Raw genomic sequence first — 20,985 nt, forward strand, 5'->3', positions numbered from 1 at the left:
CCGGGCCGATAGGCTGGCCCGAGTGTCCGTCACCCACATGATCCTGATCGCGCTGGCCGGTGTCGGTGCGGGCGCGATCAACGCGGTCGTCGGGTCCGGCACGCTGATCACCTTCCCCACGCTCGTGGCGCTGGGCTTTCCGCCGGTCACCTCGACGATGTCCAATGCCGTCGGGCTGGTCGCCGGCGGGGTTTCGGGCACCTGGGGCTATCGCCGCGAGTTGCGTGGTCAGTGGAAGCGGCTGCGGTGGCAGATTCCCGGATCGCTGATCGGGGCCGCGCTGGGCTCCTGGCTGCTGCTGCACCTGCCGGAAAAAGTGTTCGTCACGGTGGTGCCGGTGCTGCTGATATTGGCGCTGGCCCTGGTGGTCGTCGGTCCCCGGATCCAGGCCTGGGCGCGGCAACGCGCCGAGGCGTCCGGTCAATCTGCCGACCATGTGAGCACACGCCGGATGGCGCTGCTGGTGCTCGGCACGTTCGCCGTCGGTATCTACGGCGGCTACTTCACCGCGGCCCAGGGAATCCTGCTGATCGCGGTGATGGGTCTTCTGCTGCCCGAGTCGATCCAGCGCATGAACGCCGCGAAGAACCTGCTGTCGTTGTTGGTCAACATCGTGGCGGCGCTGGCATACACGATCGTCGCATTCGACCGCATCAGCTGGGCGGCAGCGGGCCTGATCGCGGTCGGTTCGCTGATCGGCGGTTTCCTCGGCGCGCATTACGGACGCCGGCTGTCGCCGAATGCGTTGCGCGCCGTGATCGTGGTGGTGGGACTGATCGGCCTGTACCGGTTGTTGAGCCTGTAGGGCAAGGCCTTGCCTGTCCGAAGGCTCAGGTAAAGTCACGTCGACTGTCGAGCAGGAAGGGGTGACCGGTGGCTGAACTCGCCTACCGCACCGCACCGTCTGCTCTGGCTGCCCTCGAGCCCTTCTGGCCCTCGCGCCGGCTGATGGCTTTCGACGAGTGGTGTTGCGCGGGTCTGTAGACACGCGCCCAACATTCCGTCGGGTCACCCGGGGCGGTGACCACAATCGAAAGCAGCCGAACCCATGCGTTCGCTTCTGATCTTCACGCTCGTCGGCCTCGGGGCCCAGTTGGTCGACGGTGCGCTCGGAATGGCGTTCGGTGTCACCGCCTCGACCCTGCTGGTGCTCAGCGGGGTGGCGTCGGCACAGGCCAGCGCCGCGGTGCACCTGGCTGAGGTCGGGACGACGCTGGCCTCTGCGGTGTCGCACTGGCGCTTCAAGAACATAAATTGGCCGATGGTGGCCAAGCTCGGCCTTCCCGGCGCTGCAGGTGCGTTCGCAGGTGCCACGGTGCTGTCGTCGTTGTCGACAGAGTCTGCGGCACCGCTCATGGCGGCGATCCTGCTGGGCATCGGACTCTACGTGCTGTTGCGGTTCTCGCTGGGTAAGCCGCTGAACCTGGGGGAGCACGGCACCAGTCACAGCGCGAAGTTCCTCGCCCCGCTGGGCTTGTTCGGCGGCTTCATCGACGCTTCCGGTGGCGGCGGGTGGGGCCCGGTGACCACCAGCACCCTGCTGTCGCAGGGCAAGACGGCACCGCGGACGGTGATCGGCTCGGTGAGCGCCTCGGAATTCCTCGTGTCGGTAGCGGCATCGGTCGGCTTCCTGATCGGGCTCCGCCAGGAATTCCTGGAGAACTGGCCCGTGGTCCTCGGGCTCATGGTCGGCGGCGTGATCGCCGCACCGTTCGCCGCATGGCTGGTCAGCCGCGTCAATCCGGCGCTGCTCGGCACGGCCGTCGGTGGGGTCATCCTGCTGACCAACAGCCAGAAGCTGGTGCATTACTTCGGTATCCACTGGCCGTGGTCGAGCGGGATCTACGTGGTCATCGTGGCGGGCTGGGCGGCTCTGGTGGTCCGGGCATGGCAGACCTCGCGGGCGCCGCGCGATGTCGAGGATTCGGTCGTCGCCGCGGTCGAGGAGCCGGCGGCCCGGGGCTAGTCGGTCCCTTTCGCGGGCTGCGGCAACCCGACGTACATCGTCTTGTGCAGCGACAGCACGTGATTGCGGGCTATCTCGGAGGCCGCCGGGCTGTCACGTCGGCGCAGCGCCTCCACCAGCTGGGCGTGCTCGCGGTTGGACTCATGCAGGTAGTTGATGGGGTACGGGATGAAGTAGCGGTACAGCCCGTGCAGCACGTCGCAGTAGGTGTTCATCGCCCAGCCGAGACCGCTTGCCGCGGCGACTGATTCGTGGAAACGCTGATCGGCGTGGTGGAAGCCGGTCCAGTCGGTGGTCGCGGCCGCCTCGGCGACGATGGCCGCGAGTGCGTCGAGTTCCTCATCGCCGGCGGCCTGCGCCGCGGCGGCACTGAGCGCATCCTCGGCGAGCGCGCGCAGGTCGATGAGGCGGCGCACCTCGGCGGCATCGGCGCGGAACGTGGCCGACGGACGATCGGTTCCGGGCGTGACACGGGCACCGCTTCGGGCGACGAACGTTCCGCCGGCCCGGCCCCGGCGGCGGACCACCAGGCCCTCGTCGGCCATCGACTGCAGGGCCCGGCGGACGGTGGCGACGCTGACGTCGAGGGCTTCGGCGATATCGGGTTCGGCGGGGAGCCGTTCCCCACCTGCCATGAGTTCCAACTCGATGGCCAGCTCGAGACGCGCCCGCACCGTGTCGACCGCACTGAGTCGGGTGATGCCCGCGACGGCGGGGGCGCTCAGCGCCGGGTGCGCGTCACCGACCTGCAACGTCATGGCACTCAGGGTACGTGAGCTATTGCCTTATTTGTTCGTGCTGAACTAATATCTCCGCTAAATTCGCTCATCCTGGGTTATTAATTCTTCGGAGGTTCTGTGTCCGGATCGATCACGGTGGCCGCCGTCCAGGCGGCACCGCTGGACATGGCCGGGCTGCCGGTGTTCGGCCGGGACGACACCGTCACGCAGTTCGCCGCCGATGTGCTTCGAGTGCGGTCGGCGGTGACCGGGCCGGCACTGATCGTCTATCCGGAGATCCACCTGTTCGGCACCGAGGACACCGACATGTTGGCCGCGGCGGCCGAACCGCTGGACGGTCCCCTGATCGCGGCCCTCGGTGAGATCGCCCGGGCCGCCGATGCGTGGCTGGTTCCCGGCTCAGTGTGCGAGCTGGGCGAGAACGGCGAATTATTCAACACTGCACCAGTTTTCGCCCCCGACGGACGGCTCATGGCGTCCTACCGCAAGATCTTCCCCTGGCGGCCGTTCGAGAAGTACACGCCGGGCAGCCATTTCGTCACCGCCGACATCCCTGACGTCGGCCGACTCGGACTGTCCATCTGCTACGACGCCTGGTTTCCCGAGGTCAGCCGCCACCTCGCCTGGATGGGTGCCGACATGATCGTCAATGTCGTCAAGACCACCACCGAGGACCGGAGTCAGGAGTTGGTGCTGGCCCGCGCCAATTCGATTGTGAACCAGGTGTTCACAGTGAGTGTCAACTGCGCCGGACCGGTCGGCAAGGGTCGCAGCATCATCGTCGACCCGGAAGGCGTTGTGCTCGAAGAGAGCTCGGACGATACGCCTGGGGTGTTGTGCCGGCGCATCGACTTCGGAGCCGTCGCCGCCGTCCGCGAGCGCGGCACCGCCGGGACCAACCGGATGTGGGACCAGTTCGGGCCGTCGGACCGCCCGATCCCACTGCCGCTGTACGACGGCCGCATCGACCCGCAGCGCTGGTCACCGTCGAACCACCACGCCGAATGAAAGGCACCCCATGACACCACCCTCCGCAGGGCAACCGACCCTGGTGCGGGCCCTCGGGTTGCGCTCGCTGGTGCTCTTCGGTCTGGCGTACATGACGCCGTTGATCGTGCTCGGTATCTTCGGGGTGGTCGCCTCCACCACCGCCGGGGCGTCAGCATCGGCCTATCTGATCGCGTTGGCGGCCATGCTGTTCACCGCATCCAGCTACGGCAGGATGGCGACCGCGTACCCGGTGTCGGGGTCGGCGTACACCTACGTGCGCCGCACCATCGACCCGCGCGTCGGATTCCTCACCGGCTGGGCAGTACTGCTCGACTACCTGTTCCTGCCCATGGTCATCTGGCTGATCGGGGCGGCGTATCTGGACGCCCAGTTCCCGGGCATCCCCGGCTGGCTGTGGGTGCTTGGCTTCATCCTGATCACCACCGTGCTCAACGTCGTCGGCATCAAGGTGGCCGACAAGGCCAACTATCTGCTGATGGCGTTCCAGTTGCTGGTCATTGTGTTGTTCGTGGGGCTGTCGGTGGCCTCGGTCTACCGCAGCAGCGGTGCCGGGGGACTGATCAGTGCAAGCCCCTTCGTCGGGATCGGTGCCGGCATAGGGGGAGTGACGGCCGGAGCGGCCATCGCCGCCTACTCCTTCCTGGGCTTCGATGCCGTGACCACGTTCACCGAGGAGGCCGTCGAACCGCGCAAGAACATGCCCCGCGCCATCATGCTCATCGCGCTGATCGGCGGTTCCATCTTCCTGGTCATCGCCTACACCACCCAATTGGTGCACCCCGGTGGGGAATTCGCCGATTCGTCGTCGGCCGCGCTCGAGATCGCCAAGCAGATCGGCGGCAATCTGTTCGGGGCGGTGTTCCTCGCGGGCCTGATCCTCGCGCAGTTCGCTTCCGGCATCGCCGCGCAGGCCTCGGCGTCGCGGCTGCTGTTCGCGATGGGTCGCGACGGCACCCTGCCGCGGTCGGTGTTCGGCACGCTGAGCGCCAAATTCCGCACCCCGGCGGCCAACCTGGTGATGGTCGGCGTGGTGGGCCTGCTGGCGATGTTCCTCGATGTCGCGACCTCGACGTCATTCATCAACTTCGGGGCGTTCGTCGCGTTCACTCTCGTGAACGTGTCGGTCATCGTCTACTACTTCCGCCGACGGACCGCCGGCGAGGGGCACAACCCGCTGCTGTACGTCCTAGCCCCCGCGATCGGTGCGGTCATCACGTCGTATCTGCTGACGCAGCTCGACCACCGGGCGATCATCCTCGGGCTGTGCTGGCTGGGCCTCGGCATCGTCGTCCTGGCTGTGACGAGTCGCGGCTTCAAGGCGCTGCCGCCGGAGATCGCGGCCGACGAAGCCGAGGCGGTGATCACCCAACCCGCGGCGCGGTGAGCGCCGACGTGTGACCGGTGGGGCGGATTAGAAGGAGGGCGGGCGGCTGCGGTAAGCTTTCGACTCGCTGCCGGTGCAAGCCGGAAGCACGCGGGCTGTGGCGCAGCTTGGTAGCGCACTTGACTGGGGGTCAAGTGGTCGCAGGTTCAAATCCTGTCAGCCCGACAGATGTAGTAGCAGGTCAGAGGCGGTTTCGGAGAAATCCGGAGCCGCCTTTCCGTTGTGGGAATCAAGCTGGGCGACAACGCTTGTTTAGATCGCCGATCGACCGACTGCCGCCTCGCTGTGACTACATCGCCCGAGCGGAGAACGAACCGTAATTCCGGAGGGCCGAGTATCGCTACGGTTCAGCAGTTGTGGAGGGCGATGTCCTTGGCCACGTACGGGTCGTAGCCGCGGCCAATGACGTAATTTGTGACAGCGCGAATGCAGTCGCTGCTGCCGCTGGTTGTGGCAATGTCGGCGACCGTCGCACACGTAGCGTCACGGTAGGTCCCTACGTGGTGCACTTCTTGTGGAATGAGTAGGTTGCCGAGTTCGCAGTAGTCATCAGCATGGGCTGTGGGAGCCGCCCCTAGGAACGGCAGGAGCAGGGCCGCGGCGACGCCGGCAAAATGCTTGGTCACCACGCCAGTATGGTCGCTCGACAGTCGCACCGGGTCCGAAACTTCAGCGCAGTGCAGCGGTGGGCAGTCGTACCTGGTCTGCCAACGGGGATGTGGGCGATGGCTCCCTGACGTTGTGCGAACCAGAACTATCCCGACGCCGCCCGACGAACCTCGGCTTCATCGGCCACCAATTCCAAGCTGTCACCGACGTACACCGTCACCACGGCCGTCGCCTGGAACAGCCCGTAGAAGTCGTCGGTCCGGGCAAACGTGTGCGCGCGGGAGAACAGCGGCTGCACGTCGAACACCTTCACCCGAAGCTTCTCACGCGTGAGTCTGCCCAATTCCCGGCCGGATTCGGGATCGGTGATCACCTGATCCGACTCGGAATGCACGGCGAAGATCATTCCCGGCGTCACACCCGCCTCGGCCCCACGGTTGAGGACCAACGTGTAGTCGTCCTCGATGAGGGCGACCTGGCCGGAGAGGGCGTGCTCGGTCATGATGCAGCCAGGGAAGTGTTTTCGCGCAACGACTTTGATACTGAGCCGACCCGGATTCGCGGCCGCGCGTCATGGTCGTCCACCGAGAGCACCGCATCGAATGCCGTGTCCTGCTCGGTCCCGAGCGTGAGTTCGACTGCGGTCTTGGCCTGGAAGAGGGCGATCATCGCGTGCTGTTGCCGCTCGGCGCCGAAGGCGTTGAGGGCGAGCGTGAGCTTCTTGTCGACGTATTCGATCGAACGCTGCAGGTCTGGTGTCGAGACTCCGACGGCGGGGCTTTCCACGCGCGCCGAGGGCTGACCATTGACTGCGCTGTACCAGCGGTGCCCGAGCGCGCCGAGGGTGATCGAGCACAGCGGGATCACCACGACGATGCACGCGAGGCCGACAGTGCCGTCCAGTGCGATCGCGCCGACGATGCCCAGGAGCGTGAAGATGCCCATCAGGGTCAGCACGCGCACGGCCGGCGGCACTGCCTCGATCGCCAGGGACAGCTGTCGAGCGGTGCGGGCGCCATATCGAGCAACCGAGGCGATGAATCCCATGATGGCGGCTACGACCTTGCGGGCGATCCGTCCGACCTCGTCCGCCTGCTCGCGCGTCACCGGGGACTTGGGCATCGTCCAGCCGCGCTGCTGCGCGGACGGGGGACTGGCAACGGCTTCGGGTTCATCCGGCACGGCGTCGGTTTCCGGTCCGGACGTCGGCGGCACTGGTTCAGCGTTGGTCACATTTGCATCAACAACCACATCTGCATCATCGCGCTGTTGCTCGCAATGATGGTTCCGGCGCGCCGGAAGATCCGCAATTTCACCGCGGCAAAGGTGAACCCGACGGAGACGTGGGGCGACAGGTTTGGGCGTTCCGTGGCGAATCGCTTTTCGACGTGGTCGGAGCGGGCTATTAATCAATGGTGAGCAACCATCATGTGAACCTGACCCCGCAGGAAGAAACGTTGATCGCCGAGAGCAATCCCGAGGCGCTCGCCCGCATGGACGAAAAAGCGCTGAAAGATCTGCAGCGACGGCTCAGACAAGCGCGCGAGAAGAACTTCAGCCTGTTGCGCCGCCAGGGGGCTGCCCGAGTAGAGGCGGAAGGTGCCCGTGGTTCCGCCCAGCCGGCCAGCGAAAAACGCAGCGAAAAGGTGGACGTCTTCGGCGAGGCGCTGGCCCGCGTGAGCGAGCGCCTCGAAGCCGTCGGCGACACCGAGTAGCAGCCGGCGCGGCACACAGCATTCGGGGGTAGCGTTTCCTAGCGGGGCTAGGTAACCGCAGGCGAGCAGAGGAGCGGCACGTGGATCTCGGAATCTGGGGTGACCTCACGATTCTCGCCGGCGTGGTGGCGGTGACGTTGGCCGCGTGTGTGTTCGTGTACCTCGGCCGGTTGGAGAAGCGAACCCCGGCGTCCTTGGGTGAGAAAGTGGGCGCCCACAAGGCGGTGCTCGCCAAACTGCGCAAACGCGAACCGATGTCGCAGGACGAGTTCGATTACGCGACCGAACTGGTGAACGACGCTCGCTCGCCGCTTGCCTACGCGATGCCCGCCGTCCTTTTCACGATGGGCTTCTTCTACGTGGTCGGCTGCCTGTACATGTTGCATCGAGACGGCGGCAACCCGTCCTTCCGGACATTCATCGGCGGGATCCCGATGTTGACCTCCATGAACATCGCCGCTCAACTCCGCCGGGTCGCGGGGCTGAAGGGGAAGCTGCGCGACGTTCAGGTGACGGACGAAGCAACGGACGAGCTCAGTCCTGCTGCGAGAGGCTGACTTCCGTCACTTCTGGGACGGAGCGGCCGCGTCATCGTCCTCCCACAGCAGGAGCTGGCGAACCGATGCACGCGATCCGTACGGCTGCAGCATCTGACTCGCCGGCCGCGGCCGGACCCGCAGGGGCCACCAGAACCACCGGCCGAGCAGTGTTGCGATGGTCGGTGTCATGAACGACCGCACGATCAGTGTGTCGAACAGCAGACCGAGGGCGATCGTGGTGCCGATCTGACCGAGAACCCGCAGGTCGGCGAAGATGAATGAGGCCATGGTGGCGGCGAATACCAGACCGGCCGACGTCACCACCGCCCCGGAGCCGGCCATCGATCTGATGATGCCGGTGTTCAACCCCGCGTGTATCTCCTCCTTGAACCGGGAGACGAGGAGCAGGTTGTAGTCCGAGCCCACGGCCAACAACAGGATGACCGCCAGCGCCAGCACGATCCAGAACAAGTCGATGCCGAACAGGTCCTGCCAGATCAGCACCGAAAGTCCGAATGAGGCGCCCAGCGACAGTGCCACCGTGCCTACGATGACGAGTGCGGCGACGACGCTGCGGGTGATGAACATCATCACCAGCAGAATCAGGCTGAGCGCCGCGATGGCGGCGATCATCAGATCGTATTTGGCGCCGTCCTGAATGTCCTTGTAAGTCGCCGCAGTGCCGGCGAGGTAGATCTTGGATCCGGCCAGCGGCGTGCCCTTGACGGCTCCCTGGGCGGCATGCCTGATGGCATCGATGTGCGAAATGCCTTCCGGCGTAGCCGGATCCCCGTCGTGGGTGATGATCATCCGGGCGGCCTTGCCGTCCGGCGACATGAACAGCTTCATACCGCGCTGGAATTCGGGGTTGGTGAACGCCTCCGGCGGTAGATAGAAGGAGTCATCGGTTTTTGACGCGTCGTACGCCTGGCCGAGCGCGGTGGCATTCTCCAGCGCGGCCTCCGTCTGGGCGTTGATGCCCGAGTTGGTGGCGTAGTTGGTCATGGTCAGATCGCGGTTGGTCTGCTGGCTGGCGATCTGAGGCGGAATGAGCGCGAGCAATTTCGGTTGCAGCGCATCCAGTTTCGAGATGCTGCCCGAGACATTGGCCAGCTGGTCGGTCAGTTCGTCGATACCGTCGAGCGCATCGAAGACCGACCGCAACGCGGCGCACATCGGGATGTCGAAACAGTGCGGCTCCCAGTAGAAGTAGTTGCGCAGCGGTCGGAACTGGTCGTCGAAGTCGGCGATCTTGTCGCGCAGGTTCTGCGCCGTGGCGACCGTCTGCTGGAACGCCCTGGCCTGTTCGTCAGTGACGGCGGCCGACTGTTGTTGGAGGGCATACTGCTGGCGCAGAACGTCGATCGAATTGTTGATCACGCCAACCTGTTTGAGCAGATCGGCGGTGCGGGCCTGCTGGAAGGGCAGATTGTTGATCTGTTGTGCGCTGCCCGCACTGATCTGGAACGGGATCGACGTGTGGTCCAGTGGGGTGCCGAGGGGTCGGGTGATCGACTGGACCTGGGCGATGCCATCGGTGTGGAAGACCGCCTTGGCGACGCGTTCCAGCAGGATCATGTCGGTCGAATTGCGCAGATCGTGATCGGCTTCGATCATCAGCAGCTCGGGGTTGAGCCGGGCCTGAGAGAAGTGGCGTTCGGCGGCGGCGTAACCGACGTTGGCTGGAGCGCTGGCGGGCATGTAGGGCCGCGCGTCGTAACTCGTCTGGTAACGCGGCAGGGCGAGCAGGCCGATGAGGGCCACGGCGATCGTCACCGCCAGGATGGGGCCGGGCCAGCGCACGATCGCCGTCCCGATGCGCCGCCAACCCCGGGTGCGCATCGGCCGGGCGGGCTCGAACAACCCGAAATGGCGGCCGATGACCAGCAATGCCGGTGCCAGGGTCAACGCCGCCGCCACTGCGACCAGGACGCCGGTCCCGGCGGGTATACCCAGGCTCTGGAAATACGGGAGCCGGGTGAAGGTCAGACACAGCACCGCACCGGCGATCGTCAGGCCCGAACCCAAGATGATGTGCGCGGTTCCGTGGTACATCGTGTTGAACGCGGTGACGCGGTCCTGCCCGGCATGACGCGCTTCGTGGAACCGGCCGAGGATGAAGATCGCGTAGTCGGTGCCGGCGGCGATCACCAGGAGCGTCAGCAGATTGGTCGAATACGTCGACAGCTCGATGATGCCGGCGTTCGCGAGCACCGCGACGACACCTCGGGACGCGGTCAACTCGATCATCACCGTGAAGATCACGAAGAACACCGTGGTGAGCCGACGGTAGAGCGAGAACAGCATCAGGGCGATCACGCCGATGGTGATCAGGGTGGTTTTCAGGGTGCCGTGGCGGCCCACCTCGAACTGGTCGGTGACCAGGGGCGCGGCGCCGGTGACATAGGCCTTGACGCCCGGTGGCGGTGTTGTCTGGTTGACGATGTTGCGCACCGAGTCGACGGACTCATTGGCCAGTGACTCACCCTGGTTGCCGGCGAGGTACACCTGTACCAATGCGGCCTTGCCGTCGGTGCTCTGTGAGCCGGCGGCCGTCAGCGGATCGCCCCAGAAGTCCTGAATGTGCTGGACGTGTTTGGTGTCCTGGCGGAGCTTCTGGATCAACCCGTCGTAGTAGTGGTGCGCATCGGCGCCGAGCGGTTGATCGCCCTCGAGGACGATCATCGCCGAACTGTCGGAATCGAACTCGTCGAACACCTTGCCGATGCGCTTCGCGGCTTGCAGCGACGGCGCGTCCTGGGGGCTCAGCGACACGTTGTGCGATTCGGCGACGGTCTCGAGCTGCGGCACGAAAACGTTCGTCACCACCGCCAGGCCCAGCCAGAACAGCGCGATGAGTGCCGAGAACCGCCGGATGAAGTCCGGAACCCGGTGGGTGTTCATCCCGACTTGTCCAGGCACGAGGTGTAGGCGTTCAAGGTGTTCACCAATCTCTCGTCCTTGACCACGTCGTCGATCTTGATCCGGCACCCGATCGAACTGCTGTCGCCCTGGGCCTGGACATTGACGAACACCGCGGGCTGCGTGGTGGTCGTGTCATACGCCCACGGCAGGGTGACGTCGTCCGCGCGCTGTGGTTGGGCGTTGACGTCCAGGTAGGTGATGGTGGCTACTGTGCCGGGCGGGCCGAAGACCTCGATGACCACATGCTTGGGGTTGAACGGAACGATGTCGTTCACCGAGCCGCTGGGCGTGGCGGTGACGTCGTGGGAGGCGAAGATGCCGTGCAGCCGGTACACCACGAATCCAGCCACCAAGAGCACGACGATGGCCACCAGCACCATCCAGCGTTGGCCGAGTCGCCGAATGAACGAAACCCGTTGCATCCGTGACCCTTTCGTAGGCGGCGACCAGGCGCGGACGGTAGGGGAAGCTCCTCTAGGACGGCTAATCAACTAGGTTGACGTTATGGCACGCAGCCGGACATCACAACCGTGTGGGTCCGGAATGTTCCTGTGTGAAAGCTGGGAATGTGGACGGCAACGCCGCCAGTCGCAAGGGCTACGTCAGATACGTTTCGTGCCCGGTGGGGAATCCGCCGCCGTTGGTGGCGATGTGCACGTGGTCGAAGTGGTTGGCGGTGATCCCGCCGCGGTCCGACATCATTCTGGGCGCCTTGCCGCGGGAGTAGATGTGCTGGCGGAAGATCACGTGGTTCACCCCGAACCGATCCGCATTGTCGAGGGCGTACGCGACGATCTTGTCTCCGAGCGCTTTACCTTCCGGGGTGGCGTAGTTCGGGATCATCACGTCGATCGCCTGCCCGTTCGGGTGCCACTTCATGGAATCGGCCCGGACCCCGCCGATGTCGAGAATCTGGGGGAATCGCGCGCTGACTGCGCGGGCGGCCAGAATGGTCTCGACCTGTAGGCCCTTTTCGGAGGCCCGGCCGGCGGGTAGGGGGAACCTCATGTTCCGGCGTACGGCCCGCTCGGCCGGTACCGCCGGGGCGGCAGGTGCGGCGACAGGCTGGACGGCCGCTGCCGGCACGACTTCGGTGTCGCCCTGGGTGGCCGGCGCGGTGTCTGCGCCGACGACGATGAGTGCGGCGGCAGGCACGACGACCGCAGCCATGGCTGCGGATCGGCGACGCCGATCCTTTTTCAACTGGTGTCTACCCACGAGGACCGGACCCTACCGGCGGGTGGAACGATCCCCGGAATCGCGAAGTTCTCTGGTGCTGTCGATGGCAACCAGTTCGGCGGTTATGCGTCAACCGCGGCTTGACGCGCTGGGGTACCGGGGGAACCGGAGGTGAACAATGACCCATGTCCGGAGAATCGGCAGGTCAGACATCATTGTACGGCCGGCTGTCGGTCCAACTTTTCGGGGGTCGGTTCGGTGTCGGAGGTGGCTTTGGCGCGGTCGCACGGAGTGACCTGCGTCCGGGGCGGCAAAATTTATGGCATTTACCACATCTGTCGCTCAACAGTGCCTCCGGAGAGGCTGACGACGGCGTAATTTGAGCGAATCTGGCCCGTCGAAAACGGGGAGGGCGACCCATGACAGATGTCGACTACTGCGTAGTGGGTGCGGGGTTCGCGGGTCTGACCGCGGCCCTGCGGCTGAAGCAGGCCGGCCGCTCGGTGGCGCTGCTTGAGGCACGTGATCGGGTTGGTGGCCGCACCTTCACCGAGGTGCTGCCGGACGGCACGTGGATCGACCGGGGCGGGGCCTGGATCGGACCGGGCCAAGACCGCATCAAATCGCTGATGGCCGAGTTCGGCGTCGACGAATACAAGGAGTATGTCGACGGCAACGCGATGATGGTCCTCGACGGCAAACAGCACCGCTATTCCGGCACGATTCCGTGGGCGATGAGTCCGTGGGCGATCGCCAACCTCGGCGCCGGACTGCTCGAGGTGGAGCTGATGTGCAAGACGATTCCCTTCGAGGCCCCGTGGACGGCGAAGAAGGCGGTCGAGTGGGACCGGATCAGCCTGGGCGAGTGGATCAACCGTCATATGCGCTCCAAACAGGCGCGCGAGATGCTCGACATGGCGCTCGCAGGGGTCTACACCTCGGCGGGATCCGAGGTGTCGCTGTTGTGGGCGCTACACCAGATGGGGTCGGGCGGTGGCCCGGGCTTCGTCATCTCCAACAAGGGCGGTGCCCAGGATGCGCGGGTGCGCGGCGGCATGGCCGCCATCTACGGACCGATGGCGGCTGAACTGGCTGGGGCGCTGCATCTTTCGCAGCCGGTGCGTCTGATCGCGCACGACGACGATGGTGTGACGGTCCACGCCGAGGACATGACCGTGCGGGCGCGGCAGGCGATCGTCGCCGTCCCCTTGGCTGTGGCGAACCAGATCCACTATGAGCCAATGCTTCCCGTGGATCGAATGTTTCTCCATCAACGGATGCCCAGCGGTGCGGTATTCAAGATCTCGGTCGTCTATGACACGGCATTCTGGCGGGCCGACGGGCTGTGCGGGCAGTCCGCCGCACCCGGCAGTCCCGCGACGCTGACCATCGACGCGTGCACCGACACCGGCACCCCGGGGATCATGTGCGTCATCACCGAAGGTCCTGCCGCCCGTCGGCTCGGGCTGCTGGATGCTGCGGAACGCAAATCCGTGGTGATCGGCGAGCTGATCGACCGGTTCGGTCCGAAGGCCGCGTCTCCGATCAGCTACCACGAGCAGGATTGGACGACGGAGCGCTACTCGGGTGGCGGGATGATCAGCCACGCACCGCCCGGTGTGCTGACCGAATTCGGACATACCCTCCGGGAGCCGTGCGGGCGCATTCACTGGGCCGGCACGGAGAGTTCGGCCGTCATGTGCGGGTGGATCGACGGCGCGGTTCGGTCGGGTGAGCGCGCTGCCGCGGAGGTGATGGCGGCCGAGAGCGTGGCGGCCGCGTAATAACCCCGCGTAGCGCGTTGGCGAGGGTTACCGTGCAATTCGGACCAGCCTGCGGCGAGGTGATGTCGAGTGCACAGCGGTGAGTTGGAGAGTCGGCAGACACTCACACTCGACGAGTCCGTGCTCGCTGACGCCGAGGAACAAGATCGGCCGGTCGTCGATTTCCTGCGGGCCACACCGGGCCGGATAGCGGTGCTGGCCGTCGTTCTGGTGGCGGCAATCCTGATTGTCGGCGTGGCGGCGTCGGTGACGGAGTCCAGTCGGCAACGCCAACTCGGGACCCAGCGGTCGCACACCGAACCGCTGGCCGATGCAGCGCAACGGATCTACAGTGCGCTGTCGTCGGCCAACACCACCGCGGCCACCGCGTTTCTGGCCGGTGGCGTCGAACCGCACGAGGTCCGTGAGCGTTACGACACTGCCATAGGGGAGGCGTCGGCCGGATTGGTCACCGCATCGAATGGTGTGTCGCCCAACGACATCCGATCGCTGACGTTGCTCACCGACCTGTCCAACCAGCTGGCGGTGTACACCGGCATGATGGCGACCGCTCGTGCGACCAACCGCGGCGGCCGCCCGATCGGTGTCGGGTACCTCAGCGAATCGTCCACGTTGCTTCAGGAGTCCATCCTGCCCGATGCCGAGCGGCTGTACCGGACGCAGGCTGAGGCCGTCACGGCATCGGGACGGTCGGCCGCCACACCGCGCGTGTTGATCGCGGGAGCCGCGCTCGTGGTGGGGTTGCTGGTGGTGGCGCAGGTTTTTCTCGCCAGGAGCAGTCATCGGCGCCTCAACCCCGGCCTGGTGGTGGCGTCGGTGTTGATGATCGTGCTCGCGGTGTGGGTGGCAGTGGTGGGGTTGGTGGTGACGCATGCGGTCACCAGTGCCCGCACGGAAGGCGGCGAGCCACTGGAATCGGCGGTGACCGCCCGGATTCTTGTCCAGCAGGCCCGTGCCGACGAGATCCTCGGACTGCTCAAACGCGGGTCCGACCCGCTCTCCGACATCCGATTCGAACAGCGCACCACCGATGTCGGGCGGATTCTCGACGCGCACCCGGTAAATGGGGCGCAAGACGCACTGCAGGCCTGGAAGGCCTCGCACGCCGAGGCTCGGAGACTATTGGGCAGCGGCGATTACGCCGGGGCCGTGATGATCGCGCGGGACACCGGGTCTCAGCATTCCACGGCCCAGTTCGACCGGCTGGATGAAGCTTTGGGGGCTGACATCGGCCGCCTGCGCGATCGGCAGCGCGACGGGATCACCCGCGCCTACGCGGCGCTGAGTGCGCTTCCTGCCGGTGCCGCGGCCATCAGTGTGCTGGCCGCACTTGCGGTCGCCGCCGGTGTCGCGCCGAGGCTGAGCGAGTACCACTGATGCGGGCCGTCGCCGGACTTCTCGTCCTCTCCGCGACCGTGGCGGCGGGATGTTCCACGGCGCAACCACTTGCCCAGGTGTCCGCCTCGCTCACCACGGTGCCGCTGCCGAGCGGCGCCGCCGTGGCGTCGCGGGTGCCAGGTCTCCCGGTCGAGAGTTGCGATGCCACAGCGAGTTTGCGCCCTTCGACAGTGTCCGGACCGGCGGTGCAGGCGATTCGGCAGCGGGGCCGCCTGGTGGTCGGGATCGACCAGAGCACCAATCTGATGAGTTTTCGCGATCCGGTCTCGGGTGAGCTGCAGGGCTTCGACGTCGAGATCGCGCACGAGGTGGCCCGCGACCTGCTCGGCGATCCCGGCAGGGTGGAGTTCCGGCTGTTGACCTCGCCCGAGCGCATCAGCGCGGTACAGGACGGGGCCGTCGACATCGTCGTGAAGGCGATGACGATCACCTGCGCTCGCGCGGAGCAGATCGCCTTTTCGACGGTGTATCTCGGTGCGCAGCAGCGGTTGCTGGTGCCGAAGGATTCGCCGATCGAGGGGCCGGGAGATCTGGCCGGGAAGCGCGTTTGCTCACAGGTGGACACCACCTCGCTGGCCACGGTCGCCCGGGTTGCGCCCGAAGCGACCCTGCTCGGGGTTCAGAACTGGGACGACTGTCTGGTGGCGCTGCAACAGGGACAGACCGATGCGGTCAGTACCGACGACTCGATACTGGCCGGCATGGCGGTCCAGGATCCCAACCTGCAGCTGGTAGGCCCCAGCCTGCAGGGCGAGCCTTACGGCATCGGGATCAACAAGTCCCGCGAGGATCTGGTCCGGGCGGTCAACGGCACCCTGGAACGGATAAGGCGGGACGGGACCTGGTTGTCGCTGTATCGCAAGTGGCTCAACGTTCTCGGCGCTGCGCCGCGTCCGCCGGAGCCGAGGTACCGGGACTGACATGGCAGGAGAAGAAGGCACGCGAGCCGTCCTGGTGACCGAATCGGCACCGGTCAAGGCCGAGGGCGCGACAACCCGTCCGCGGCTGCGTACCGGCCGGCGGCGCGTCGGCGACGGCCTGGTCGAGATCCCGATTCGGGAGGACATCGAACCTGCCGGTGCCGTCCTCACCAATCCTGTTGTTGCCGAGGCGAAGCGGGATTGCCCCGGATGCGGGCGCCCGGTGGGACGGGGGAGTGCCGGACAGCCTGGCCTCAGCGACGGGGTGTGTCCGCAGTGCGGCACCGTGTTTTCGTTCTCACCGCAGCTGGAGGCCGGTGAGTTGGTGGCAGGTCAGTACGACGTTCAGGGGTGCATCGCACACGGCGGTGTCGGCTGGATCTACCTCGCGATCGACCGCAATGTCAGCGATCGGTGGGTGGTGCTGAAAGGCCTACTTCAACCCGGGGGACAGCAGGCGCAGGCGATCGCCGTCGCCGAACGGCAATTCCTCGCGATGGTCAACCACCCCGGCATCGTCAAGATCTACAACTTCGTCGAACACCCCGGATTCGACGGACGCCCGGTCGGCTACATCGTGATGGAGTACATCGGCGGAACCACGCTGGAAGCTGTCCTGGAGAAGCAGCAGCCCGCCGCGGGCGGAGAAGCCAGACAGATGATGCCGGTGGAGCAGGCCCTCGGGTATCTGCTCGACGTCATGCCCGCGCTGTCCTATCTGCACTCTCTCGGTCTGGTCTACAACGACCTCAAGCCGGACAACATCATGCTTACCGAGGACAATATCGAGTTGATCGACATGGGTGCGGTGTCCGGCGTCGAAGAGTGCGGATACATCTACGGCACCAAAGGATTTCAGGCACCCGAGATCGTCCGGACCGGGCCCACCGTCGCCACCGACGTCTACACGGTCGGCCGTACGCTGGCCAAGCTGACCGTCGACCTGCCCAACGACCGCTACGCCGAGACGTTGCCCAACAGTGACGAGGTACCGCTGTTCGAACGGCACGAGTCCTTCTACCGGCTGCTGGTCCGTGCCACCAACCCCCGTCCAGCACAGCGGTTCTCGTCGGTGGACGAGATGGCCCACCAGTGCCGGGGCGTGCTGCACGAAATCCTCGCCGAACAAACGGGGGCACCGAGTCCCCGAACATCGACGCTGTTCAGCCCGCCACATGCCACATTCGGCGCCGATCTGGCGTTGCGGGGGACCGACGTGTTCGTCGACGGCCGGCGGCGCACAGCGGCGCTGCACGCCCGCGACGTCGCAGCTGCCCTTCCGAGACCGATGTCGGCCGAGGAGTCCGACGAGGACTGGCGAATCGAATGGGACGACGGGATCGACGGCCTGCGGACCGGTGATCTGGAGGCGGCCCTGGCTTGTTTCGAGCGTGACGTCGCACTGCTCCCCGGTGAAGCCGCACCCAAGTTGGCGGCGGCCGCGACGGCGGAGCTGCTGCTCGGAGCGGATGACGTACCGGATGCGAAACGCTTGTGGCAGTTGGCCGAACGGAACTACCGAACCTTGTGGCGTACCGACCACGCGATGGTGAGTGCGGCGTTCGGCCTGGCCCGTGTCCTCGCCGGTCACGGTGATCGGGCGGGCGCGATCGAAGTGCTCGACCAGGTTCCGATGACCTCACGCCATTTTGGTGAGGCCCAACTGACCTCGGCAGTGCTGTTGCTCGATGGGCGGCCCAGCACGGAGATCACCGAGGCAGACTTGCGCGATGCCGCGCGGCGCGTGGGCGGCCTGCCTGAGACCGAGGCACGCGTTCTGCAGATCCGTGCGTTCGTCCTCGGCAACGCACTCGACTGGCTCCGCTCCGGCGGTGTGAACGCCTCCGGCGAACCGCTTCTCGACCATGCCTTCGACTACCGGGGACTACGCGTCGGTGTCGAGGAGGCGCTGCGGGAACTCGCGCGGCACTCGCCGCGGCGGCGTCACCGCTACCGGCTTGTCGACGTGGCGAATTCGATTCGGCCGCCCAGTTGGACGTGAGGCCTACACGTCCGTCCGGGTCACGCCTCGGACCACGGCGACGCAGAGGGTGGCGCATTCGGCCGCGAGTTCCTCGGTTGTTTCGGTGGGATCCTCGAGCCAGGCTTCGATGATCTGGTTCACGCCGCCGACCATGAACTGTGCGCCACGGCGCAATCCGGCCGGGCTCGGAGCCGCCGACTGCAGCACATCCGGTGCCAGCTGCACGATCAGGCCCGTGATCATCTCCAGGATGTGCGTGCGGTGCTCCGTCAGACCCGGGACGCTGCTGACATCGCCGGTGGCAATGCGGTGGATGTGCGGGTCGGCCGCGATGATGTCGAGGAATGCGGTGAGCGCCGACCGGAGTTTGTCGGTCAGGGTTCCCGGGTCGCCGACGCCGGCGTTGACCAGCGCGGTCAACAACTGATCCCGCACATCGTCGGAAATGGCGAACAGCAATGCGTCTCGGGTCTCGAACTGCTCGTAGAAGTAGCGTGACGTCAACCCGGCGGCACTGCAGACGGCACGCACGGTCACCTCGGTGATCCCGGATTCGCCCCAGATCTGTCGTCCGGCGGCGAGCAGCTTGCTCCGTCGTTCGGTCCGGCGGTCGGCTGCGCTGATGCCGCCGTATCCGCGTACCACCTGTACGCGCTTCATTGACAACACCCTACCGGGCGCCTAAATTCTGACTACGTACGTAGTCAATCGTGGGGCTGTTCTGTCCAGTTCGAACAAGCGCTTCGCCGAGACGATGCGGTGGGCGATGGACGTCATCGCCGACGGAGGTCTCGAGCCGTTGGGCGTCGGTTACCGGTCCACCTGATCCGCAGCGTCGCGGCGATGACATCGCTGGGCGGTATGGAACGCGCGGTCTCCCGCGGGCAACATCGGCGAGTCGGCAGTCCACGTGAGCAACGCAGCCTGATTCTGCGTCCTAGCGGCTCATCGACCCCAGGAAGTAGGACTCGTGCCCGGTGGGATATCCGCCGCCGTCGGTGGCGATGTGTACATGGTCGAAGTGGTTGGCCGTCTCGTTGCCGTAGTCCGCGGTCCAGTGCGGAGCGCCGATCCCGGGATAGAGGCCCTGACGCCAGATCACGTGCAGCACACCCCAGCGTTGGGCGTTGGCGAGGGCGAAACCCGCGATCTGATTTCCGAGCTCGATGCCGCCCTTGGAGTGATAGTTCGGGATCATCACGTCGATGGCGAGACCGTTGGGGTGCCACTTCAGCGCATCCTGGCGATACCCGCCGATCGTGGTGATCTCGGGGAACATCACGGCGATGGCGCGAGCCACCCAGATCGTCTTGACCTGAAGCCCACCCTCGGGTGCCGGACCTTTCGGCAGGGAGAACTGGAAGTCGCGGGCTACGACGGGCGCGCTGGCCGCCACCAACTCGGCCTGAGCGGGGACCGGCGCCGGTTGCTGATTGCTGGGCGGTGTTGCCGATGGGGCCTCCGGGCAGCATGTCGACTCGGTGTTCTGCACGTACACCATGCTCGCCGCGAGGGTGACGGAGGCGGCAAGCGCCAGCAAGCGTCCCCGCCCCCTAGCCAACCGTCGTTTCCCCACGGCAGCAATCTACTGCTGTCATCGCCTCGGCGGGCAATGTTCGCCATCCGAATGACGAGAATCTGTTAGCTGTCAGCCCACGCCCCCGGAGGCGTAGGGATACCCCGGCGGGTCGCCTTCGTCGGTCATGTTCACTTCTTCCGTCACGCAGTCGCCGAAACCCGCAGTCCCTCACATCCGCTCGCCGGCAGGACGAACTTGGCACCCACATCGGCGGCCCGGTCCTGCCACGGCTCGGTGAACTGGCTGCGGTAGTTGCAGTAGAACGTGGGCGGCCGTGCCGACCCGAGAATGATCCTGGCGATCGCGGCGTGATCCGGGTGCGCGAAATTGTCCCCGTTGGTCGAGATCAGATACCGCTTGGCCGCGATCGCATCGATCAGCTCTACGGTGACGTTGGCCCGGCTGCAGTGGTGCGGCAGCTTCACCAGATCCAGCCGAACACGTTCCTCGCCAACCGCTGTGGCGTACTTGCTCAAGGACTGCACGAGCACATCGGAGTGGGCGTCCGCGCCCAACAAGGCGCGTCGGTCCTCATATTCGACGATGAACGCAATACTCGACCCGTTGGCCTCCGAGTTGTCGGCGGTCGACGCCTTCGCCATCGTCCGCAGGATCTGGTCGGTGAGCTTGTCGGGTAGCGGTGGGACTTCCTTGTGGCGGATCGGCGGTGTCCGCGCCTCCAGCGGTGTTCCCTCGCCGGGTACCAAACCTGCTGCGGTGACCACTGATCGCCATTCGGTCGCCATCTTCTTCAGCTTCTGCCCGGTGGGGGACAACAGATGGACGGCGGCACCGCCGGGCAGTTCGATGACGGGAAGCTCCGTCCTTGAGGCCGAAACCACCACCGGCCCACCGACCTTGGTGCTGACCCGGTCGGGGAACGGGTTGTTCCAGCGGAACGGACCGTCGTTGATCCGCTGGGTGAGTCGCTCGCCGTCGACGGGCCCCAGCACACTGCCGCCACGTTCACAGTGCACGAATCCGTTGAACCAGATGTCCCGGATCCGGTGGCGCAGATCCGGATCGGCGAGGATCTGCAGGCTCCCGCCGATGTGATCCTCGTCGACATGGGTGATGACCATCGCCTCGTAGGTTTGGTCGGGCCTTGCCTTGAGGCGTTCACGCACGGCATCCCAGGAACGCGCGGTGCCGCCGTCGATGAGTATCCGGTGCGTGTCCGCGTTGGTGCCGTACTCGACGACGATGGCATCGCCGTGACCGCCGGGCAGCATCTCGATGGCCAGCATGACTT

20 protein-coding genes and 1 tRNA gene are annotated in these 20,985 nt (G+C 65.9%); 11 read left to right on the forward strand and 10 right to left on the reverse strand.

Annotated features, from left to right (window positions below; genetic code table 11):
• Window positions 1–37 precede the first annotated feature (37 nt).
• Both HBE63_RS12205 and HBE63_RS12210 read left to right on the forward strand, forming a co-directional pair.
• Entirely contained in the window at window positions 38–805 is a 768-nt protein-coding gene (locus tag HBE63_RS12205; protein ID WP_371815023.1) for a sulfite exporter TauE/SafE family protein, read from the forward strand.
• Between the two features lie 243 nt (window positions 806–1,048).
• Window positions 1,049–1,966 (forward strand): sulfite exporter TauE/SafE family protein, encoded by a 918-nt coding sequence (locus HBE63_RS12210; protein WP_166904979.1) that lies wholly within the window; start codon window positions 1,049–1,051, stop codon window positions 1,964–1,966.
• Here the strand turns inward: HBE63_RS12210 and HBE63_RS12215 are convergent.
• Window positions 1,963–2,724 carry a FadR/GntR family transcriptional regulator gene (locus HBE63_RS12215; RefSeq protein WP_208301352.1) on the reverse strand — a complete coding sequence of 254 codons (762 nt, stop codon included), beginning with the start codon at window positions 2,722–2,724 and terminating at the stop codon, window positions 1,963–1,965. The two genes, HBE63_RS12210 and HBE63_RS12215, sit on opposite strands and share 4 nt — an antisense overlap.
• Window positions 2,725–2,823: 99 nt before the next feature.
• On the opposite strand from HBE63_RS12215, the gene HBE63_RS12220 reads away from it, so the two are divergent.
• The 3 genes from HBE63_RS12220 (at window position 2,824) to HBE63_RS12230 (ending at window position 5,266) form a co-directional block, all read left to right on the forward strand.
• Window positions 2,824–3,714: a carbon-nitrogen hydrolase family protein gene (locus HBE63_RS12220; protein ID WP_166904980.1), complete on the forward strand. Its 891-nt coding sequence runs from the start codon at window positions 2,824–2,826 to the stop codon at window positions 3,712–3,714.
• A gap of 10 nt (window positions 3,715–3,724) precedes the next feature.
• A complete protein-coding gene (locus tag HBE63_RS12225; protein WP_166904981.1) occupies window positions 3,725–5,101 on the forward strand; it encodes an APC family permease in 1,377 nt (458 codons plus the stop codon).
• Window positions 5,102–5,192: 91 nt separating this feature from the next.
• Window positions 5,193–5,266 (forward strand) — tRNA-Pro (locus HBE63_RS12230).
• A gap of 182 nt (window positions 5,267–5,448) precedes the next feature.
• On the opposite strand, the gene HBE63_RS12235 is transcribed toward HBE63_RS12230, so the two are convergent.
• From HBE63_RS12235 to HBE63_RS12245, 3 genes are all read right to left on the reverse strand, one after another.
• Window positions 5,449–5,727: a hypothetical protein gene (locus HBE63_RS12235; protein ID WP_166904982.1), complete on the reverse strand. Its 279-nt coding sequence runs from the start codon at window positions 5,725–5,727 to the stop codon at window positions 5,449–5,451.
• Window positions 5,728–5,855: 128 nt separating this feature from the next.
• Window positions 5,856–6,212, reverse strand: coding sequence for a hypothetical protein (locus HBE63_RS12240; protein ID WP_166904983.1), 357 nt, complete (start codon window positions 6,210–6,212; stop codon window positions 5,856–5,858).
• Window positions 6,209–6,943, reverse strand: a complete 735-nt coding sequence (locus tag HBE63_RS12245) for a hypothetical protein (protein WP_166904984.1) — start codon at window positions 6,941–6,943, stop codon at window positions 6,209–6,211. Before HBE63_RS12245 ends, HBE63_RS12240 begins: the two co-directional genes overlap by 4 nt.
• A 179-nt stretch (window positions 6,944–7,122) precedes the next feature.
• On the opposite strand from HBE63_RS12245, the gene HBE63_RS12250 reads away from it, so the two are divergent.
• Both HBE63_RS12250 and HBE63_RS12255 read left to right on the forward strand, forming a co-directional pair.
• A complete protein-coding gene (locus tag HBE63_RS12250; protein ID WP_166904985.1) occupies window positions 7,123–7,425 on the forward strand; it encodes a hypothetical protein in 303 nt (100 codons plus the stop codon).
• An 80-nt stretch (window positions 7,426–7,505) separates the two neighbouring features.
• The gene (locus tag HBE63_RS12255; protein ID WP_166904986.1) at window positions 7,506–7,982 is read left to right on the forward strand and encodes a hypothetical protein; all 477 of its coding nucleotides are present in this window, start codon (window positions 7,506–7,508) and stop codon (window positions 7,980–7,982) included.
• 6 nt (window positions 7,983–7,988) lie between these two features.
• On the opposite strand, the gene HBE63_RS12260 is transcribed toward HBE63_RS12255, so the two are convergent.
• The 3 genes from HBE63_RS12260 to HBE63_RS12270 all read right to left on the reverse strand — a co-directional run bounded on the left by HBE63_RS12260 (window position 7,989) and on the right by HBE63_RS12270 (window position 12,059).
• The gene (locus tag HBE63_RS12260) at window positions 7,989–10,868 is read right to left on the reverse strand and encodes an RND family transporter (protein WP_166909699.1); all 2,880 of its coding nucleotides are present in this window, start codon (window positions 10,866–10,868) and stop codon (window positions 7,989–7,991) included.
• Window positions 10,865–11,311 carry an MmpS family transport accessory protein gene (locus HBE63_RS12265; protein WP_208301353.1) on the reverse strand — a complete coding sequence of 149 codons (447 nt, stop codon included), beginning with the start codon at window positions 11,309–11,311 and terminating at the stop codon, window positions 10,865–10,867. Before HBE63_RS12265 ends, HBE63_RS12260 begins: the two co-directional genes overlap by 4 nt.
• 175 nt (window positions 11,312–11,486) lie before the next feature.
• The gene (locus HBE63_RS12270; protein WP_243858616.1) at window positions 11,487–12,059 is read right to left on the reverse strand and encodes a hypothetical protein; all 573 of its coding nucleotides are present in this window, start codon (window positions 12,057–12,059) and stop codon (window positions 11,487–11,489) included.
• Between the two features lie 428 nt (window positions 12,060–12,487).
• Between HBE63_RS12270 and HBE63_RS12275 the strand changes: the two genes are divergently transcribed.
• The 4 genes from HBE63_RS12275 (at window position 12,488) to HBE63_RS12290 (ending at window position 18,172) form a co-directional block, all read left to right on the forward strand.
• Entirely contained in the window at window positions 12,488–13,852 is a 1,365-nt protein-coding gene (locus tag HBE63_RS12275) for an FAD-dependent oxidoreductase (RefSeq protein WP_166904988.1), read from the forward strand.
• A gap of 69 nt (window positions 13,853–13,921) precedes the next feature.
• Window positions 13,922–15,229: a hypothetical protein gene (locus HBE63_RS12280; protein WP_166904989.1), complete on the forward strand. Its 1,308-nt coding sequence runs from the start codon at window positions 13,922–13,924 to the stop codon at window positions 15,227–15,229.
• A complete protein-coding gene (locus tag HBE63_RS12285) occupies window positions 15,229–16,170 on the forward strand; it encodes a glutamate ABC transporter substrate-binding protein (RefSeq protein WP_166904990.1) in 942 nt (313 codons plus the stop codon). Before HBE63_RS12280 ends, HBE63_RS12285 begins: the two co-directional genes overlap by 1 nt.
• Window position 16,171: 1 nt before the next feature.
• Window positions 16,172–18,172 (forward strand): serine/threonine-protein kinase, encoded by a 2,001-nt coding sequence (locus tag HBE63_RS12290; RefSeq protein ID WP_166904991.1) that lies wholly within the window; start codon window positions 16,172–16,174, stop codon window positions 18,170–18,172.
• A 3-nt stretch (window positions 18,173–18,175) separates the two neighbouring features.
• Here HBE63_RS12290 and HBE63_RS12295 read toward each other — a convergent pair whose 3' ends face one another.
• The 3 genes from HBE63_RS12295 to HBE63_RS12305 form a co-directional block, all read right to left on the reverse strand.
• Entirely contained in the window at window positions 18,176–18,814 is a 639-nt protein-coding gene (locus HBE63_RS12295; protein ID WP_166904992.1) for a TetR/AcrR family transcriptional regulator, read from the reverse strand.
• A 277-nt stretch (window positions 18,815–19,091) separates the two neighbouring features.
• Window positions 19,092–19,730: a glycoside hydrolase gene (locus HBE63_RS12300; RefSeq protein ID WP_166904993.1), complete on the reverse strand. Its 639-nt coding sequence runs from the start codon at window positions 19,728–19,730 to the stop codon at window positions 19,092–19,094.
• Window positions 19,731–19,873: 143 nt separating this feature from the next.
• The gene (locus HBE63_RS12305; protein WP_166904994.1) at window positions 19,874–20,980 is read right to left on the reverse strand and encodes a ComEC/Rec2 family competence protein; all 1,107 of its coding nucleotides are present in this window, start codon (window positions 20,978–20,980) and stop codon (window positions 19,874–19,876) included.
• Window positions 20,981–20,985 lie beyond the last annotated feature (5 nt).

The organism is Mycobacterium sp. DL440, assembly GCF_011745145.1.
Taxonomy (GTDB): domain Bacteria; phylum Actinomycetota; class Actinomycetes; order Mycobacteriales; family Mycobacteriaceae; genus Mycobacterium.

Bases quoted from the DNA above. Each gene is read 5' to 3' on its own strand.
- HBE63_RS12240 (WP_166904983.1), bottom strand. From the start codon at position 6,212: ATGACCGAGCACGCCCTCTCCGGCCAGGTCGCCCTCATCGAGGACGAC.
- HBE63_RS12205 (WP_371815023.1), top strand. From the start codon at position 38: ATGATCCTGATCGCGCTGGCCGGTGTCGGTGCGGGCGCGATCAACGCG.
- HBE63_RS12270 (WP_243858616.1), bottom strand. From the start codon at position 12,059: ATGGCTGCGGTCGTCGTGCCTGCCGCCGCACTCATCGTCGTCGGCGCA.
- HBE63_RS12275 (WP_166904988.1), top strand. From the start codon at position 12,488: ATGACAGATGTCGACTACTGCGTAGTGGGTGCGGGGTTCGCGGGTCTG.
- HBE63_RS12225 (WP_166904981.1), top strand. From the start codon at position 3,725: ATGACACCACCCTCCGCAGGGCAACCGACCCTGGTGCGGGCCCTCGGG.
- HBE63_RS12260 (WP_166909699.1), bottom strand. From the start codon at position 10,868: ATGAACACCCACCGGGTTCCGGACTTCATCCGGCGGTTCTCGGCACTC.
- HBE63_RS12265 (WP_208301353.1), bottom strand. From the start codon at position 11,311: ATGCAACGGGTTTCGTTCATTCGGCGACTCGGCCAACGCTGGATGGTG.
- HBE63_RS12250 (WP_166904985.1), top strand. From the start codon at position 7,123: ATGGTGAGCAACCATCATGTGAACCTGACCCCGCAGGAAGAAACGTTG.
- HBE63_RS12215 (WP_208301352.1), bottom strand. From the start codon at position 2,724: ATGACGTTGCAGGTCGGTGACGCGCACCCGGCGCTGAGCGCCCCCGCC.
- HBE63_RS12305 (WP_166904994.1), bottom strand. From the start codon at position 20,980: ATGCTGGCCATCGAGATGCTGCCCGGCGGTCACGGCGATGCCATCGTC.
- HBE63_RS12285 (WP_166904990.1), top strand. From the start codon at position 15,229: ATGCGGGCCGTCGCCGGACTTCTCGTCCTCTCCGCGACCGTGGCGGCG.
- HBE63_RS12290 (WP_166904991.1), top strand. From the start codon at position 16,172: ATGGCAGGAGAAGAAGGCACGCGAGCCGTCCTGGTGACCGAATCGGCA.
- HBE63_RS12210 (WP_166904979.1), top strand. From the start codon at position 1,049: ATGCGTTCGCTTCTGATCTTCACGCTCGTCGGCCTCGGGGCCCAGTTG.
- HBE63_RS12295 (WP_166904992.1), bottom strand. From the start codon at position 18,814: ATGAAGCGCGTACAGGTGGTACGCGGATACGGCGGCATCAGCGCAGCC.